This is a genomic window from Moraxella sp. CTOTU46934 (assembly GCF_031979465.1).
Taxonomy (GTDB): domain Bacteria; phylum Pseudomonadota; class Gammaproteobacteria; order Pseudomonadales; family Moraxellaceae; genus Faucicola; species Faucicola tetraodonis.
Genome location: NZ_DALZEG010000001.1, coordinates 111,083 through 128,339 on the forward strand (window position 1 = coordinate 111,083; position 17,257 = coordinate 128,339).

15 protein-coding genes and 1 tRNA gene are annotated in these 17,257 nt (G+C 45.7%); 8 read left to right on the top strand and 8 right to left on the bottom strand.

All coding sequences use genetic code 11. The annotated features are described in order from the left end of the window. Window positions 1–46: 46 nt before the first annotated feature. The 4 genes from queF to RTN07_RS00495 all read right to left on the bottom strand — a co-directional run bounded on the left by queF (window position 47) and on the right by RTN07_RS00495 (window position 3,415). Entirely contained in the window at window positions 47–898 is an 852-nt protein-coding gene (queF, locus tag RTN07_RS00480) for an NADPH-dependent 7-cyano-7-deazaguanine reductase QueF (RefSeq protein WP_312174724.1), read from the bottom strand. Window positions 899–927: 29 nt separating this feature from the next. Continuing rightward, window positions 928–1,701: an ABC transporter permease gene (locus tag RTN07_RS00485; RefSeq protein ID WP_159675987.1), complete on the bottom strand. Its 774-nt coding sequence runs from the start codon at window positions 1,699–1,701 to the stop codon at window positions 928–930. A 1-nt stretch (window position 1,702) separates the two neighbouring features. Next, window positions 1,703–2,662, bottom strand: a complete 960-nt coding sequence (locus RTN07_RS00490) for an ABC transporter ATP-binding protein (RefSeq protein ID WP_312174727.1) — start codon at window positions 2,660–2,662, stop codon at window positions 1,703–1,705. A gap of 159 nt (window positions 2,663–2,821) precedes the next feature. Continuing rightward, the gene (locus RTN07_RS00495; RefSeq protein ID WP_099833614.1) at window positions 2,822–3,415 is read right to left on the bottom strand and encodes a c-type cytochrome; all 594 of its coding nucleotides are present in this window, start codon (window positions 3,413–3,415) and stop codon (window positions 2,822–2,824) included. Window positions 3,416–3,694: 279 nt separating this feature from the next. On the opposite strand from RTN07_RS00495, the gene RTN07_RS00500 reads away from it, so the two are divergent. After that, window positions 3,695–3,770: transfer RNA gene (locus RTN07_RS00500), tRNA-Arg, on the top strand. 252 nt (window positions 3,771–4,022) lie between these two features. Here the strand turns inward: RTN07_RS00500 and RTN07_RS00505 are convergent. After that, window positions 4,023–5,099: an ABC transporter ATP-binding protein gene (locus tag RTN07_RS00505; protein WP_159676010.1), complete on the bottom strand. Its 1,077-nt coding sequence runs from the start codon at window positions 5,097–5,099 to the stop codon at window positions 4,023–4,025. Beyond that, window positions 5,096–6,697, bottom strand: coding sequence for an ABC transporter permease (locus RTN07_RS00510; RefSeq protein WP_312174732.1), 1,602 nt, complete (start codon window positions 6,695–6,697; stop codon window positions 5,096–5,098). The genes RTN07_RS00505 and RTN07_RS00510 overlap by 4 nt, the downstream gene beginning before the upstream one ends. A 182-nt stretch (window positions 6,698–6,879) precedes the next feature. Between RTN07_RS00510 and RTN07_RS00515 the strand changes: the two genes are divergently transcribed. From RTN07_RS00515 to RTN07_RS00545, 7 genes are all read left to right on the top strand, one after another. Next, window positions 6,880–7,869 (top strand): extracellular solute-binding protein, encoded by a 990-nt coding sequence (locus tag RTN07_RS00515; protein WP_060996339.1) that lies wholly within the window; start codon window positions 6,880–6,882, stop codon window positions 7,867–7,869. A gap of 262 nt (window positions 7,870–8,131) precedes the next feature. Further along, window positions 8,132–9,214, top strand: coding sequence for an ATP-grasp domain-containing protein (locus RTN07_RS00520; protein WP_312174737.1), 1,083 nt, complete (start codon window positions 8,132–8,134; stop codon window positions 9,212–9,214). Between the two features lie 29 nt (window positions 9,215–9,243). After that, the gene (locus RTN07_RS00525) at window positions 9,244–10,431 is read left to right on the top strand and encodes a phosphoribosyltransferase domain-containing protein (protein WP_312174739.1); all 1,188 of its coding nucleotides are present in this window, start codon (window positions 9,244–9,246) and stop codon (window positions 10,429–10,431) included. A gap of 103 nt (window positions 10,432–10,534) precedes the next feature. After that, window positions 10,535–11,365, top strand: coding sequence for an HAD family hydrolase (locus RTN07_RS00530; RefSeq protein ID WP_312174741.1), 831 nt, complete (start codon window positions 10,535–10,537; stop codon window positions 11,363–11,365). A gap of 2 nt (window positions 11,366–11,367) precedes the next feature. Beyond that, window positions 11,368–12,507, top strand: coding sequence for a cysteine protease StiP domain-containing protein (locus RTN07_RS00535; RefSeq protein WP_312174745.1), 1,140 nt, complete (start codon window positions 11,368–11,370; stop codon window positions 12,505–12,507). Window positions 12,508–12,600: 93 nt separating this feature from the next. Next, on the top strand, window positions 12,601–13,572 hold the full coding sequence (locus RTN07_RS00540; protein ID WP_312174748.1) for an HpcH/HpaI aldolase/citrate lyase family protein: 972 nt from the start codon (window positions 12,601–12,603) through the stop codon (window positions 13,570–13,572). Between the two features lie 188 nt (window positions 13,573–13,760). Then, window positions 13,761–14,837, top strand: coding sequence for a WavE lipopolysaccharide synthesis family protein (locus RTN07_RS00545; protein WP_312174750.1), 1,077 nt, complete (start codon window positions 13,761–13,763; stop codon window positions 14,835–14,837). A 102-nt stretch (window positions 14,838–14,939) separates the two neighbouring features. On the opposite strand, the gene RTN07_RS00550 is transcribed toward RTN07_RS00545, so the two are convergent. Next, a complete protein-coding gene (locus tag RTN07_RS00550) occupies window positions 14,940–15,671 on the bottom strand; it encodes a glycosyltransferase family 2 protein (RefSeq protein ID WP_312174752.1) in 732 nt (243 codons plus the stop codon). Further along, window positions 15,662–17,236 (bottom strand): aminoglycoside phosphotransferase family protein, encoded by a 1,575-nt coding sequence (locus RTN07_RS00555; protein WP_312174755.1) that lies wholly within the window; start codon window positions 17,234–17,236, stop codon window positions 15,662–15,664. The genes RTN07_RS00550 and RTN07_RS00555 overlap by 10 nt, the downstream gene beginning before the upstream one ends. Window positions 17,237–17,257 lie beyond the last annotated feature (21 nt).

The following is a 17,257-nucleotide window of genomic DNA, read 5'->3' on the forward strand; positions in this document are numbered from 1 at the left end:
TTGATAAAAATGCGACTAGCTTACTGGCGATTATTATTAGCGAATATTACTGACGGTTGAGCCGTGATGGTGACGGCAACAAACTGACATCACTCACCCGACAAGGATTGATATCAATCCCGCCACGGCGTGTGTACCATGCGCGTACCATGAGCGTTTTTGGCGCAAAGGCTTGGGTTAAATCACTAAAAATCTGCTCCACGCATTGTTCATGAAAGCCATTATGCTGACGAAAGCTCAAAATATACTCAAGCAGTCCTGCGCAGTCAATTTGTTGGCTATCTATCTGAATCTCCAGTGTTCCCCAATCTGGCTGATTGGTGACAGGGCAGTTTGAACGCAGCAGATGCGAATGCAAGATTTGTAACTGGCTATCAGAGGCGCCTTGATGGGCAACGGTCAAACTTGAAGGATCGACATCACTGACAATGGCGATTTTTTTACTGCTATTATCTAACGCGTTATCAATGCAGTCACCCTGCGGCGCGCTGATGGGTAAGCTATTTGCGATGTTTACTTCAAAAATCTCAAGCGTCACATCGGTTTTTAGACAAGCCGATAAGTCTTTTTCCACCGCTGCTTTAACAGCTTGTTGATTGTCAAATTCAGTGAAATTTAGGCTATTAAAATAAAGTTTGAGCGATTTTGATTCGACAATGTAGTCTGAGGTGGCAGGGATGGCAAGGCGCGCCATTGCCACCTGTGATATGCCGTGTAAGTTAAGCCAAGACATTTCAAAAACCTGCCACCAGTCCATGCCGATACTCAAGGCGTCAGTAGGCAGCGCTAGCTTCGCTCGTCCTAATGCGCGGGGAATGGGGTAGAGCATATCGGGGGCGTAGGTTTTTGGATAGTGGGTGGATTGACCCAAAATACCGTGAGTTTCAAGTGGTTTCATATTTTTTTAATTTAACTAAGTTATCTAAGTTATAAACGAACGCGTGAGCCATCTTTGAGTAAATAGTAGGCAATGCCATAAAATATCGCGGTAAAAATCCCAATCGCCACCAAAGATGACCATACATTGACATCTGAATGACCCAAAATACCATAGCGAAAAGCATTGACCATATAAACAATGGGGTTTAGTAGCGATATGTTTTGCCAAAATCCTGATAAATCTTTAAGTGAATAAAACACCCCGCCCAAATACGTCAAGGGTGTCAACACAAAACTGGGTACGATGGAAATATCATCAAACGAACGGGCAAATACCGCATTAATCATACCGCCCAGCGAAAACAATGCTGAGGTCATCACCACGGTAAAAATCGTGACAAATGCATGCACTAGTGATAATTGAGTAAAAAACAACGCGAGCACCGTCACAATCGCGCCAATGGTCAACCCCCGAAACAAACCGCCCGCGATAAAACCCAGTAAAATGGTATGTTTAGAAATCGGACTGACCAGCATTTCTTCGATATTACCATGAAACTTGGTGGCAAAAAAACTCGATACCACATTGGAGTAGCTATTGGTAATCACTGACATCATAATCAAGCCAGGCACGATAAACTGCATGTAGGAGACACCGCCCATATCGCCAACCCGCGCGCCAATCATTTTACCAAAGATGATAAAATACAAACTCATGGTGATGGCAGGGGGCAACAGCGTTTGCGGCCAAATGCGAAGAATTCGGCGGATTTCTTTGACTAACAAGGTGTTAAATGCGACCAACTGGTGTTGAAAATCCATGTTAATTCTCCAATTTTTCAGTCAAATTATTTTCAACAATCCCTAAAAACAACTCTTCAAGGCGATTGGCTTTGTTACGCATACTCGCTACCTGAATATTTTGAGCAGTTAACTGGGCAAAAACATCATTTAAACTGTTGCCTTTTTTGAGTGTGACTTCAAGGGTCAACGGGTCTGGCTGCTTGGTTTTTACCACATTGGTTAAAGTAATGGGTGCGGGATAAGGTTGCGCCAAATCAAACACAAAGCTTTCCACATCAAGGCTGGTAAGCAAACTTTTCATATCGGTATTGATACGAATTTCACCCTGGTCAAGGATAGCAATGTTTTTACACAGCTGCTCAGCTTCTTCTAGGTAATGGGTGGTTAAAATAATGGTCGTACCTTCTTCCGTGTTAATTTGCTGCATAAAATCCCACATCGAGCGGCGCAGTTCAATATCCACCCCCGCAGTCGGCTCATCCAAAATCAGTAGTTTGGGACGGTGCATTAAAGCACGCGCAATCATCAAACGACGTTTCATACCGCCAGAGAGCATACGCGCTTTGTCGTCGCGTTTTTCCCAAAGACCCAATGCTTTAAGCAGTTTTTCGGCACGCGGGCGAGATTCCTTGGGAGGTATGCCAAAATAACCCGCTTGGGTAATCAAAATATCTTCGATTTTTTCAAACTGCATAAAGTTAAATTCTTGCGGCACCACGCCTAAGAACTGCTTGGCTTTGGCAGGCTGTTTAAGCAAATCTACCCCAAAAATTTCTACCGAGCCTGAGGTGGGTTTAAATAGCGAGCTGATAATACCAATGGTGGTGGATTTACCCGCACCATTGGGACCAAGGAGGGCAAAAAATCCACCTTGGGGTACAGTCAAATCAATGCCTTTGAGTGCGGCAAAACCATTTGGGTAGGTTTTGGTAAGCTGGGTGATTTTTAGAGCAGGGATGGTAGTGTCAAAGTTTGCCATAGCAATGCAGGTTCTAGTTAAAGGTGAGACCTTAATGGGGATAGGTTGGACAGTTTAAAGATTTGCGTGAACTAAGTTTATAGTGGTTAAGCTAAATTATATCAATGATACAATTAAAAAAGCCTATCAGTTGATAGGCTTTATCTGGGCTAAAAATGACTATTTGGCTTGAGAAACCATATAATCAACCGCGTTGGTCACTTCCACATCTAGCAAATCAGCGTTACCACCTTTGGCTGGCATGGCGTTAAAGCCTTGTAGCGCGTGTTGGTGAAGGGTAGCGGTACCTTTAGCGATACGGGGACCCCAAGCGCCTTTGTCACCAAATTTTGGTGCACCTAACAGACCTGCTGCGTGACAAGTATGGCAAACACCTTCATAAATTACTTTGCCTTCACGTGGTTTGTTTGGGTCAGCGGCACCCAATGCAGCGGCAATAGTGATATCACACTCTTTACCTTCAAAACAAACTTTACCTTGTGGGGCAATACGTGCGATTAGATTTGGGTATAATGCAACCAATTTTGCAACTTGAGGTGGGTCTTCAGGTGCTTTTTCTGCTTCCTTTTTTGCGGGAGCGGCAGAGGATGCAGGGGCTGAAGCAGTTGCAGTACTTGAGGCTGTCGCGGTACTTGAAGCGCTAGCGGTAGCTGATGCCGCTGCAGGGGCACTGGCTTTATCCTCAGCTTGGCTGACAGCGATACCCGCAAGACTTAGCATAGTAACCGCTGATAACATCACTACTTTTTTCATTCGTCACGTTCTCTCAAACAGGTGAATTAAATTATCGTAATACTTTTAAAACGGACAATATGAGCCATTAGATTGCTCGATTGTATCCGTTGATGCGATAAATGTTACACAGATTTATTTTCCATACTATTATAAGGGAAAATTATCTGAAAAAGCTATGCTTATTTGATGTGTGCTATCAACTTTGCCGAGCAGTTTTTAGCAGTAATTTTGATGATTTGCTTATTGTACGAAAAGTTTGCTAAAATAGCCCACTGCTTTTTTTCAATCCCAATCAAAGCGTTCGTAGCTCAACTGGATAGAGTACAGGTCTCCGAAGCCTGTGGCGTGGGTTCGAGTCCCGCCGAGCGCACCATTCTTAATGCCTAAATTATTGATTTCATGAGGATTTTAATTTATTCATGTTTTTATGGATACATAATAGGCGATACATATCCATTGGTAGAATGTAATTGCTTGTATGACTGCCCATAGTGAAGGATAATCTTTTGCAATTCGATCAGCAACTCGGCGGCTCTATTTTTAACTTCTGTTGGGTGTTTTTTGGTTTTCATAAGGGTATTGTCTCAAGGTTTTAGGTCTCCGACAATTCCGGGGCGGTTCACCTTTATTGACGGCTTGTAGGCAGGTGAGTGATCAGCAGCCCCACGGTTTCGCCCAATATGGCAACATCTGTGGGTGAGTAGACCAACACACGCTCTTGACTAGCAAGCTGCACTTCATAAACCACATGACTGCCTTTAAACTGCTTGGCGGTAATCAACCCATTAACCGCGCTGTTTGTTTGGGGTACCACCGATAGCCATTCTGGTCGAATCAGCACTTGGTGACTGTCTGCAAAATAAGGATAATTGCTCATTGGCAACGCACCGATTGCGGTCAGCAACTCATTGCCATGTTGCTGCGCCTGTAGAAAGCTGCCTTTGCCGACAAATTTTGCCACCGTGGCGGTGCTAGGGGCTTGATACAATTGAATTGGCGTGTCCCATTGCTGCAATCGACCATCTGCCAACATACCGATTTTATCCGCTATCATAAAGGCTTCTTGCTGGTCATGGGTCACCACAATGGCGCTAATTTGTTTGGCTTTAAGTAGCTGCTGAATGCTCATCGCCAACGCTTCTCGCATATCGGCATCGAGACTTGAGAATGGCTCATCAAACAAAATCAGCTGCGGATTGGGGGCAATCGCCCGTGCCAATGCCACCCGCTGCTGCTGCCCGCCAGATAATTCATGCGGGTAGCGACATGCTAACTGTTCCAGTCTTATCAAGGTAAGTAAAGCATCAATGCTGCTCTGTCTGTCAGTTTTTGACAAGTGTTGAAGCCCAAAACCAATGTTGTCTGCCACCGTCAAATGCGGAAACAGCGCATAATCCTGAAACACAATGCCAATCTGGCGCTGATAAGCAGGGATATTGATATGGGTGCGGCTATCAAATAGCGTCCGCTTGCCAAATTGAATTGAGCCTGCTGTCGGGGTTTCAAAACCTGCAATGCAGCGTAGCAGGCTGGTTTTACCACAGCCAGATTGACCGACCAAACACGCAATTTGCCCTTGCGGCAACTCAAAACTAATCTGATCGAGGACGGTTTTGCTAGACGGGTGATAACTGAGCGATAACTCATTCACAGTCAAATGCGCATCCGATACCGCGTTCTGCGATAAATCATTGAAGTTCATGTTACGTTACTTTCCTTGGAAAACAAAATCACGGGCAACAGTCCCGCTAGTATAATGACCAGTGCAGGCAATGCGGCTTGCTGAAACTGCCCTTCCATGGTAAAGGCATAAATTCGCACCGCGAGAGTGTCCCAATCACTAGGTCGGGTCATCAGCGTGATGGGCATCTCTTTCATCAAATCGACAAACACCATGAGTACGGCAACGCCTAGCGAGCTTTTGACCAAAGGGATATACAAACGGCGAATCAACGCAACACCGCGCACATTGAGGATGACTGCCGACTCCACAAGACTTGGGCGGACACGCTCAAAACCTGCCTCAATGCTCGACACTGCCAGCGCCAAAAAGCGAATAATATAGGCTAAAAGCATCACAATTAACGAGCCTTTAATGACAGCGGTCGTACCATCACTGACGGGCAAAAATTGTAATAACAGATTGTCCATCGCTGCAATTGGGATAAAAATACCAATCGCCAATACCGAACCAGGGATGGCATAGCCGAGCGTGGTAATACGCATCAAAATCGTGGCAAACAATGACTTATCACTGCGCTTGGCAATCACAAGTAGCAATGCCACAACCATGACCAATACCGCACCAACAAGCCCAATCACTAATGAATTGCCCATCGGCTGGAGCAACGCGCTCACATCGCCCTGCTGCCAATGCGCGACCACCCAAACAATCAACTGGATGACAGGTAGCACAAAGCTGACCAGCAAAATCACACCGCAATACATCGTTGTCAGCCAACCCAAACCCCTAGGTAGCGGCTTTGGCTGGATTGCCGTGGATTTTTTGGTGGCAAATTGACGGCGGCCGCGACTCAGCTGCTCTAGCACAATCATGACAAATACAAATAGCACCAGTAAAGAAGCCAGTTGTTTGGCAGTATCAATGGAAAAAAAGCCAAACCAAGCTTGATAAATGGCAGTAGTAAAGGTTTCTACCCCAAAGACAGATACCGCACCAAAATCTGCGAGGACTTCCATCATCGCCAGCAGCAAGCCACCCATTAGCCATGGACGCGCCATCGGTAGGGCAATTTTGACTAACGATTCGCGTGGCGTCAAGCCAAGCGATGCGCCCATCTCCAGCGCCTGTTGCCCCATACTGGTAAAGGCGTTGCGAGCGAGAAGATACACATAGGGATAAAAAGCTAGTATCAGCACAATCGATAATCCCCAAATATTGCGGATATCGGGCAGTCCTTGTGCAAACCCCTGCTGCTCTCGCAAATAGGTACTCATCGCACCTGTATAGTCAAACATACCCAATTGCACAAACGCCAATACGTAGGCAGGTACAGTAAGTGGCAGCATCATCGCCCAAAAAAATAGCTTACGTCCTGGAAACTGGTACATCGCCGTTAGCCATGCGGTGGTCACGCCAAGTAGCAAAATCCCGACGGACGTCGTGATTAGCAATATCAGGGTGTTTTTAAGTAGTAACCCCAACTGATAATCAAGCAAAAACTGCCAAATCTCTTGGTCAATCTCACCAAAGCTAGTAAGTACCACCAAAAGCGGCAGCAATACTAGAGTCGAACATAGCACCAGCCAAAACCGAGCCAAACCAATACCCTTATTCATGCCCACCCAAATGGTTAACCTTAATGTAAATGATAATTATTATTGTTTAAATAAATATTCTATATTATACTACGAAACCAATACGTTTGGCGGCGATTTTAACTTGCACCGTCGCATCGTTAAGGTCTGCTTTTTAGTAGGGTGTTCGGTATAATTTTTTAGGACGAATAAAAGGGTAAATTATGAAACGCTTGATGACTTTTGGTATGTTGATGGGCGCGGTAACACCTGCGCTAGCAAGTGATCTGGTGATTTATTCGGCGCGTGCTGATAATTTGTTGAAGCCGATTGTGGCAAAATACGAGCAGCAAACAGGCGTAAAAATCAAGCTGGTCAACGATAAAGCAGGCGTACTGATCGAAAAAATTAAAGCAGAAGGTGCTAATACCCCAGCTGACTTACTCATCACCGTCGATGGCGGTAACTTATGGCAAGCGGCGCAAGAAAACATCTTAAGACCTGTCAATTCAAAAGTACTTGAAACCAATATCCCGCCGCAATTCCAAGACCCACAAAATCGTTGGTTTGGTATGTCAGTGCGCGCCCGTACCATTTTTTACAACCCAACCAAAATCAATCCAAGCCAGCTATCAACTTACGCAGATTTATCTACCCCCAAGTGGAAAGGCAAGCTGTGTTTAAGAACATCGGACAATGTCTATAACCAATCTTTGGTTGCCACCATGATTCATCACAACGGCTTACCACAAACGGAGCGTATTTTAAAAGGTTGGGTCAGTAATCTAGCCACCGCGCCATTTGCCAATGACACAGCGCTGCTTGAAGCAATTGACGCAGGTCGCTGTGATGTCGGTATCGCCAATACTTACTACTATGGTCGGCTGCTTGATACCAAGCCAAACATTAAGGTCAAACCCTATTTTGCCAACCAAAAATGGCAAGGCACCCATGTCAATGTATCGGGTATTGGCGTAGTTAAACACAGCAAAAACGCGGCACAAGCACAAAAATTTATGGAATGGCTCAGTGGCGCAGAGGCACAGAATTTATTTGCTGACTTGAACAGTGAATACCCAGCCAACCCACGCATCGCACCAGATCCAAAAGTCGCCAGATGGGGCAGCTTTAAGCAGGACATTATCAATGTATCCGTGGCTGGTAAAAACCAACGCCATGCGATTATGCTAATGAAAAAAGCGGGTTATAAATAAACACGGTATTCGCTTGTTTGTTAAAGATACAGTTTAGGTAAAAAAACGAATGTCACTGTGAGGTGGCATTCGTTTTTTTTATTGATTAAGGAGTAAAGGAAAAAAATATGATTGCGTTACTCACTCGTTCAGTTGCCCAAGATTTTTTAGTGGACGAAATGCTAAAAATGCTATTCATCCAACCCAGTTTTATTTTATGATACGGCTTTTCATCCAGTTGATAGTAAGTTAAATGGCATGATGCGTTGCCAATGGAAGTTGAATGATTTTAAACCCCAGTAATACCCCGCTTTCAATTTGGTTGGCAGAAGGGCAGTCAAGCCAGCGTGAGATGCTACTTGCCATGCAAGCCATGAAATGCCAATATAACTTACCCATGACCATCGTGGCGTCCCATCGACAACCACGACCAGAAATCTTAAACTGTGCCGACATAGCGTACCAAGAGCCATCCGAGCCAAGTGAGCGGGTTGGGTTTGTACTTGCACAGGCCAAAAAGCACAATAGTAAAGTGGTGCTCACAGGGCGCAATAGCCAAGATTACGAAGCCAGACGTCAAGACTTCAAAGCAGCCGGTATTCGGTTATTGACAGGCGCAACTGACACAGCCACGCTTGAATTAATGGACGATAAAGCCGCTTTTACAGCTTTTTGCCAGCAACATGACATCCCTGTGGCAAGTGGCTGGCAGTTCGATAATACAGATGAGTTAATGGCACTGCTCGCGTTGCATGGTGAGCAGCCGTTATGTGTAAAACCCGTTAAAGGCATATTTGCGCAAGGGTTTTGGCGACTCGATACGGCAGCGGTCGATGCGTGGGATAGTTTTGAGCATTTATACTTTACTGAGGATAAAAAAATCCATCTTGCACAATTTTTGCACGCCTATAACCATAGCCAACTGGTAAAAGAACAACCCATTGCTATGCTGCTGATGCCCTATCTAGCAGGCAAAGAATATTCGATTGATGTGGTATGTGAGACAGGGGAAGTGTTAGCCGCAGTGACGCGCTATAAAGAAGGCAGTGAGCAGCATGTGGGCTATGACGAGACAGTGATGGAGCTTGTCAAGCGTCTGGTGACAGCCCTAAAAGCCGATGGTATTGTGAGCATCCAAACCAAAGCTGATGAAAATGGCATGCACAAGGTACTGGAAATCAATAGCCGCGCCTCTGGTGGGATTGGCTACACCGATCATGCCTTTGACAACGGTACGATGAATTTAACCCAATTAGCTTTTGCCTATTGGTCAGGCTGTATTACCAAACCGCATCTGCCAGCGGTAGGTGATACCATTACCCCTTGCATCGTGCGTCCGCTGATGACCAGTGTCAAAATCGGCTAACGGATAAAAATAACAGGACAACAGACGCCATGACCGAGCAAAAAATCATTTCGTTATCGCGTGGCGAGCTTACTTTACGCTATCAAACCACTGCGGATTATCAGCTTGATGATTTGTTGGGGTTTGCTGAGCGTATCAATCCCAAGCGCGCGTTTTTGTTTGTATCCAAAGTATTGGGGCGACATATTCCGGTATCCCCCGATAAGATGCGACAAGCCTTCACCCAGTTGGCGACTCTCATACCCGATGATTTGCCTGAGCCGATTGTGGTGATTGGTATGGCGGAGACCGCAGTCGGACTGTCGGCAGGGGTGCATCAAGTGCTGCAGGCGCGTTATCCACAAGCTATTTTGCTCAACTCGACGCGGCATGCACAGGCAGCAGAGCTGCTTGCCACGTTTAGCGAAGATCATAGTCATGCCAGTGTGCATTTGATTTACCAAAGTGATGACAGCGCGCTACAATCGAACGTTGAAAACGCCAAAACCTTGATTATGGTCGATGACGAAGCCTCCACAGGCAATACCTGCCAAAATGTGGTCAACGCCCTGCGTCAAGCAGGATTAAGTAAGCTTGAGCAAGTGCATTTGGCGACGCTAGTTGATTGGTCACTGAACAAAAAACTGGGCAAAACAGATAGTAATATTTTTAATGACATCGCCTTTTTTCGCCACCATTTGCTCGCAGGAGATTGGACGTGGACAGATAGGGTGAATGCGCCCGCGGTCACCATGCCAAATGTGTCAACCACAAAGGCAGGCAGTCAGCCACTGTTGCCTACCGGCAATTGGGGTAGGCAACCGACACGCGATAGTACATCGGGATTGGATTTTTTGCTGCAAGGTTTGCATCATACGCTGAGCCAAAGACAATTGACCCTAGCGTCATTTGCTCATCAAAAAATCTTGGTACTGGGAAGTAATGAGTTTGTTTGGTTGCCGTTGCTGCTTGCCGAACGCTTGGCGCAGTATCAAGCAGATGTCAAATTTTCTGCCTTGACGCGCTCACCCATCGCCATCCATGCTGATAGCGCCGTGACTAGCGTTATCAAGTTCTTTGATCATTATGGCTTGGGCATGACCAATTTTGTTTATAACGTGACGCCTGATGCGTGGGATTGGGTGCTGTTGTGCGTGGAAACCCCCCAAGATAGCGTGGATGAGATTTGGCAGCGTTTTGATAATGTTATGGTAATTTCACCGAGACCCGAAATCTGACATTCTAAAACTGACAACCGAAGTCCTATATCTGAAGTCCGACAACCAAAACCCAATCAGCCACAAAATCGATAAAAATTAAGTTTGATAAAAGTGAGTGCGAATGACCGATTTTTTTAAACCCGAAGCCCGTTTTTTTGAATCAAAAGTCGCGCTAGTCAAACCTTATGCTTTGATGGATTTGGATGATACCTTGTTTCAAACCCAGCGAAAAATTGCAGCTTGGCAATTGCCAATGGATGGGTTAGTGGCGGCGACCGTCGATAAGCAGAATGCGCCATTGAGCTTTTTGACCCCAAAGCAGCGCCATTTTTTTAATTGGTTATACCAATCAACTGAGCTCATCCCCGTCACCGCCAGAGATACCACTGAGATTATGCGCGTCAAACTGCCGTTTGATAGTTGGCAAGTTTTGACCCACGGTGCAGTGATTGTAGCGCCATCGGGGCAGCCTTGTGCGCATTGGCAGCGGCTAATGGCAGGGCAATTGGTGGCGCTACAACCCAAACTGACCCAGCTTATGGCGCGATTGGCAGGGTTTGAATCACTACGCACAACCCCACATTATGAACATTTTATAGTAGACAATAACGCGACGGATTTGATGGTATACGTCGCTATCAAACATCAGCATAAAGACCACGATGCTTTGCTACAGTTTGCGGCACAGCTGCCGAGTGTGCTAAATGAGGTGCCGGGTTTGGGCGATGAGTTTTATATCCATGTCAATGCCAATAACTTGGCAATCTTGCCGCACGTCGTCAACAAACATCACGCGATGCGTTTTTTGCTCGACTATCATTTGGATAAAAATCGACCTTGTTTTGGTTTTGGTGATAGTTTGGCGGATTTGCCGTTTTTACAATTATTGGACTGGTATGGCACGCCCAATCGAGGGCAACTGCATGATGCTATCAGTCAAGGGTGTTTATAATCATGACAATTCAGGCGAATTTTTCGGGTAGTTATTTACCTTCTGAGGTTACCTTGCTGCTCGATATCATCAGTGCTGATAGCGTCAATGATATCAGCCCAACGCAAAAAGAAGGGTTAATCCAATCAGGTCAGCGCCATTATTCAGATATGCTCACGCTTGAAAAACCGCCCAGTGCCACGCATGAAGCCTTGTACAATCAAGCGTTGGCGGCAGGCAAACAGCGCATGGCAAATGATGTCACAAGCCTTGCCTTTAGCTTACATCAGCTATTTCATGCTTGCGTGAGTGCCTCGCAGCCGCTGATATTGGTCAGTCTCGTGCGGGCAGGATTGCCGATTGGGGTCTTGCTACAAAAAGCGCTTAGTGATGCCTCTGCCAGCTATGCGTTAGCCAGTCAGCATTATGGGGTGAGTATCATCCGTGACCGCGGGCTTGACCCGGTTGCCTTGCAATATATTTTGCAGCAGCATCCGTATAGCCCAATTGTGTTTGTCGATGGTTGGACGGGTAAAGGGGCTATCTATGGTGAGTTGCAACGAAGTTTAGCCCAAATCACTGATGAGCGGCAACAAGCGCAACTGTTTCACCAAGGTGACGGGGTGATTCCCCTGGTGACGTTGGCAGATCCTGCTGGGGTGGCTTGGCTATCGGCAAGTAATGATGATTGGCTGATGCCCGCAAGTTTGCTCAATAGCACTGTCTCTGGGCTGATATCGCGTACCCTGTATCGTGAGCCGAGTGATGGACTGCACCAAGCAGTGTATTATGACAAGTTACAGCCTTGGGATCGCAGTGGCGAGTTTATCCAAACCATTGATGCGCTGCGTCAGCAAACGCCCTCACCAACGCCGCTAACGGGCAAGTTGTTGCCCACTTTTACCACCCAGTCTGTGATAGATGACTTGGCGGCGCGCTTTGCCATCAACAATCGCAACCGTATCAAACCCACCATTGCCGAGGCGACCCGCGCGATATTACGGCGCGACCCTGAATGTGTGTTGGTCAATGAGATGGCAGACGGACAAGACACGGCATTACTGCGTCATCTTTGTAAAGAAAAAAATATTCAAGTAATTGCAGATGCCAGTATTGCACCTTACCAAGCTGTCACCATTATTAAGAACAGAAGCCACAATTAAGGACAGAAGTCAATGATAACCGCGTCTTTGCGCTCATCGACCTTATTAACCGTCCATTTATCCTAATCGCTCTTTTACGCACATTGTACTTTTATGACACTATTACACCCTGTAAATCATTTTTTGGCTGAACCCGTTGCGCCGACTATCAATCCCTACCAGCTGGGCGCAACCTTATATATGCCAGCCACGCGCCAAGATATTTGGCAAATTATTAGTCAGCAAAAATTGGCTGAGATTGATAGTATCGTGATTTGTTTGGAAGATGCGGTAAGTGAAAGTGAAATTCCTGCCGCGCTCGCAAACTTAAAGCAGCTGCTTGCGACATGGGCTCAGCACGCCGAGACGCATGGTTTTGGCGATGAATCGCGCCCAATTTCACCGCGAGCTTCACGCCCGATGGTATTTATCCGACCGCGCAACGCCTTGATGCTCAGCGAGCTTGCCAGTTGGCAGACGATTGGCTTGGTGGATGGCTTTGTGTTACCAAAAATCGATATGCGAAGCCTTGCCGATTGGCGATTGGCTTGTCAGGCATTGCCATCGACACAGCTATTGATGCCGACCCTTGAGACTCGGCTTATCTTTAACCCTATACACAACCAAGAACTGGCGCTAGCGTTTAGTGAAGGGTTTAGCCAGTCGATTTTGGCACTGCGTATTGGCGGCAATGATTTATTTGCCTCGCTGCGCTTGCGTCGCCCGTCCGATGTGACGATCTATCAAACCCCAGTCGGCATACTCATCTATCAGTTAATTGCGTGTTTTGTGCCGCAGGGTTTTTATTTGACCGCGCCCGTGTTTGAGTATTTGGATAAACCTGCCTTGTTTGCTGAAGAATTGCGGCAAGATGTCGCCTTGGGACTGGTGGGAAAAACCATCATTCACCCTGAGCAAATTGCTGCAGTCAAACACGCTTTTTATGTCAACGACATAGAGCGCAGTCAAGCCACCGCGATTCTTGCCGCCGATGCCAAGGCAGTGTTCAAGCAAGATAACAGTATGCTTGAGCCGGCCACGCATCGCGCGTGGGCGACCAGTGTGATGCTCCGCGCCAATGTCTAAAAGCTAAGGTTTAACAGCCAAGGTCTAACAGCCAAGGTCTAAAAGCCAATGTCTAACAGTTTGGCGCATCAAAGTCAGATAACAAATCACTGACCGATAATTGAACAAAATTGCGCTATGATGACGGGTTAGCAGATAACAATAATTAATGATAACAATTTAACTGATAACTAGCATCATGGAAACCTATGCAAGCAAATACTCTCCCCAGTCAGTCAGTGACAGTTATTTTTCAAGGCGGCATTAACGTTCACCAGTTAGGGCGGGGCGGCGATGACGGCAGCGATTTCATAGCTAATGTCGCCAAAACCCGAGCAGCCTTGCCCTATGCGACCATTGTATTATCGACTTGGGATACGCTTGCGTTGCCCGCCGAGTTTGACAGCGCCGACAAATTGGGTATCGATCAGCTGATTTTAAACCCAGATCCTGGGGGTCTGCCCAATATCAAATTTGGCTACGACGCCCCTAACAACGTCAATCGACAAATCATCTCAACGCAAGCAGGTCTAAACCAAGTCAGCACCGAATACGCGCTCAAACTGCGCACCGATAGCTACTTGCTCAATGACAACCTGCTGCAATTTTATCGCTATTATACCCAGCAAGTAACGTTACACTCACAGCGCCATTTATCCTCAAAAAGTAAAGGAACCGACTATTCGCCGATTGTAGTGCCGTCGTTTTTTACCATCGACCCCAGCATGTTTGAGCATATGGCGTTTCATATCAGCGATTGGGCGCAGTTTGGCAAGACTGATCGACTGCAGGCATTTTGGTCGGCACCCCTGATGAGTCGTGACAATGCCACTTATTTTGAGTCGCATGCACAAGATATCGATGCCAAATTTGCGGACAATACCTTTCGCACGCGGCTTGCTGTCGAGCAGCATATTGCCAGTCATTATGCCAATCAAATCGGCTACGCCGCCACACCAAGCTACTACAATGAACTCAACGAGCAGATTTTAGACGCGCATAAGGCATTTTTGGCGAGTGAAGTGATTGTGCTTGATATGACAGACTACGGGCTGCGGTTACCCAAATACGCGTGGACATTGACCGATGCTTTTATGGCGATGAACTGCATCAGCCATGATGACTGGTATCAGCTGTTTTATCAATATTGGTACCCCAACCAAGTTGACGAAACCCGCTTGGCGCATGCAGATGAACGAGCGGTGATGAAAAGTATTGCCGCGGCAGAGTTTTATCAAAATAGCCCAGTTGATCAACAGCAGATTTTCTCGCGTCTTTATCCCTAAATCCGCTAAATAAAAAAGCTTACCCAACAGATGGTAAGCTTTTTTTCAACAGTTAAACAATTAAACGCCAATTTTTAAACATCAACCTTTAACCATGAGCCCTTAAACATCAGCCTTTAAACCGTGGGCTTTAAGCGCTTGGTATTCATCCGGCGTACCACAAAAATCAATGTCATCATCCGTAATTTTGACATAGCCAACCCTGCCGCCTTGCGCGATTAATAAATTATACATCGGGGCGATATAATATTCGTTGTTAACCGTCAACTGTTGGGCAACCGCTTGTTGAAACAACGATAGATACTGCTGCTTAGATTTAAAATAATATAAGCCATCACTGCAAAGATTAGAGATGCGCTGTTTTTCGGTGGTTTTAATCACCCTGTCACGGTCATCGATGGAAATAAATGACCAATGATCGCCTTCGCCTTCAAATACTTCTAAATAGCCATCAACAGACTCTACCCAGTCAGGTTTTTCAAAACCATAGCGAAAGGTATCAATGTTAAAAATATAAATCGGCTCATCGTTATCAATGCTAGTATCACCGAGTCCCAGCGCTACTGTTTCAGCTTGCCCCGCTGTCTCGCCATCAAGGGTATGAATCATAAAATTGCTCACACCCAAGCGCGTTAATCGCTCAGCAACAAATCGCGGGGTATCATACACATCGCGCACGATAAGCAAAAATAAATCGGTACTAAAATAGCGCTCAAACGACTTGATTGCCAAATCAAATACAATGGTATCGGCAATCGACAATTGATACTTAGGCACCTCAAAGCCCGCCTTAAAAAAACGACTGCTTAGCCCTGCCATTGGAATTACGAACATGTCACCGCCTCCATCACATACATTTTGTATAAACGATACGCATTGAGCAGCATGGCGCGCTGGCGATCGGGTCTATCTGCGTGTAAAGGTAGCATGGATAAAAACAATAACACCACCGCTGGCATGATAGATTCTGTGGTCATGTCATTGACCCAGGTGCCGGCAAAAAATTCTTGCTGGATTTGCTCCAAACGCTTATCAATATCAAATCTTATATCGCTACCACTAGGGCTATCGATAATTTCATAACGCCCTGCGATGATAAAATCATACATACCAATCACAGAATGGGTGAGCTTGGCTAAATCATAGCTTGCGTTGCCAAAAATACTAAAATTGCCGTTAGAATCCGTGCCGCGTGGGTCAAAAACTTTTACCCGGCGACCGCGCATGTCATACATGATATTGCTAAAACATAAATCGCCATGCATGACACTCACGGTGTTTGGCAGTGCCAAGGCTTTGTCGATACAATCTTGCGCAATCTCTAGCGTACTGCCAAGCATCGTTTCATCATATATCACAGCTTTATTCAAATCGACATCGGCATCATCGGCATACGTATACAAGCGCTTTAAGGTTTTTTTATGGTACAAATCTTCGGCATACGATTTGGCAAACCCGGTTTCGATATGGCGATGGACGTCGGACTGATTGGCCATACTAAAAAATTCTTTTAATAGCTGAAAAATATGTTGCCAAAATTCAGTAGTATTTAACCCATGCACATACAACTCATTGAGCGGTAATAATGGCAAGAACTCTAAGCTATAACTAAACTGTCCGTCCACTTGCTGATAATCAATCAACTGCGGGGTAAAACGTCTAAGTGGCGCAGGAATATGGGTGTACCAATAAATTTCCGCTTCAATTTTGTTGTTGTCATCACTGCTTTTGGTGACCATGCCTTCACGAATCTGCAGTGAATTAAAGGCGCGTTCGGTGGTCATATTGGCACGGGCATGAATATAATGGACAAAATTACTGCAGTCATAATACGACTCAATATTGACCGATTTCATTGGCATCGTCTGTTGGTACAAATAAATCGCCCGCACAAAATTTTTCTTACTAATCGCCAAGGCTTTAATCAACTCCAGCCGTGAGGAAAAGGCAAAATACCCAATCCAATCGGTGGGGTTTTCTTTCATTTTTTTGGTTTGTTGCCAATCGTATTGGCGCGTTTTATCCGACACGCCAATACAATCTGAGCAATCAACTAACTGGGGTAAAAATACATCCCCTTGGATGATACGAATATGATGGTATGATTTATCAATGGCTAGATTAAGCACATATAAAATCGTCTCGGACAATGCCAAATTTTCAGGGATTGTTACCACATCAATGGGAAGTGACTCAATCACTGCTTTTTCATTGAGGGTCAAAGTATAAGCTTCAGGTAGTGACAATAGAATTTTTTCATTGGGAAAGTGTTGGCGTACCACATCGACTTGCAGCTGTAATAGTTTTTTATTACCGATGGGCAGCATGCAAGGTGGAATGCGCCCAATTTCTGCTTCAAATTCAGCATTGACATAGGAAGAGGCATTAATGAGTATCATGGCGTTAAATTACCTTAAACG

Coding starts and splice junctions, on each gene's coding strand:
- queF (WP_312174724.1), bottom strand. CDS start 898: ATGAAACCACTTGAAACTCACGGTATTTTGGGTCAATCCACCCACTAT.
- RTN07_RS00485 (WP_159675987.1), bottom strand. CDS start 1,701: ATGGATTTTCAACACCAGTTGGTCGCATTTAACACCTTGTTAGTCAAA.
- RTN07_RS00490 (WP_312174727.1), bottom strand. CDS start 2,662: ATGGCAAACTTTGACACTACCATCCCTGCTCTAAAAATCACCCAGCTT.
- RTN07_RS00495 (WP_099833614.1), bottom strand. CDS start 3,415: ATGAAAAAAGTAGTGATGTTATCAGCGGTTACTATGCTAAGTCTTGCG.
- RTN07_RS00505 (WP_159676010.1), bottom strand. CDS start 5,099: ATGAACTTCAATGATTTATCGCAGAACGCGGTATCGGATGCGCATTTG.
- RTN07_RS00510 (WP_312174732.1), bottom strand. CDS start 6,697: ATGAATAAGGGTATTGGTTTGGCTCGGTTTTGGCTGGTGCTATGTTCG.
- RTN07_RS00515 (WP_060996339.1), top strand. CDS start 6,880: ATGAAACGCTTGATGACTTTTGGTATGTTGATGGGCGCGGTAACACCT.
- RTN07_RS00520 (WP_312174737.1), top strand. CDS start 8,132: ATGATTTTAAACCCCAGTAATACCCCGCTTTCAATTTGGTTGGCAGAA.
- RTN07_RS00525 (WP_312174739.1), top strand. CDS start 9,244: ATGACCGAGCAAAAAATCATTTCGTTATCGCGTGGCGAGCTTACTTTA.
- RTN07_RS00530 (WP_312174741.1), top strand. CDS start 10,535: ATGACCGATTTTTTTAAACCCGAAGCCCGTTTTTTTGAATCAAAAGTC.
- RTN07_RS00535 (WP_312174745.1), top strand. CDS start 11,368: ATGACAATTCAGGCGAATTTTTCGGGTAGTTATTTACCTTCTGAGGTT.
- RTN07_RS00540 (WP_312174748.1), top strand. CDS start 12,601: ATGACACTATTACACCCTGTAAATCATTTTTTGGCTGAACCCGTTGCG.
- RTN07_RS00545 (WP_312174750.1), top strand. CDS start 13,761: ATGCAAGCAAATACTCTCCCCAGTCAGTCAGTGACAGTTATTTTTCAA.
- RTN07_RS00550 (WP_312174752.1), bottom strand. CDS start 15,671: ATGTTCGTAATTCCAATGGCAGGGCTAAGCAGTCGTTTTTTTAAGGCG.
- RTN07_RS00555 (WP_312174755.1), bottom strand. CDS start 17,236: ATGATACTCATTAATGCCTCTTCCTATGTCAATGCTGAATTTGAAGCA.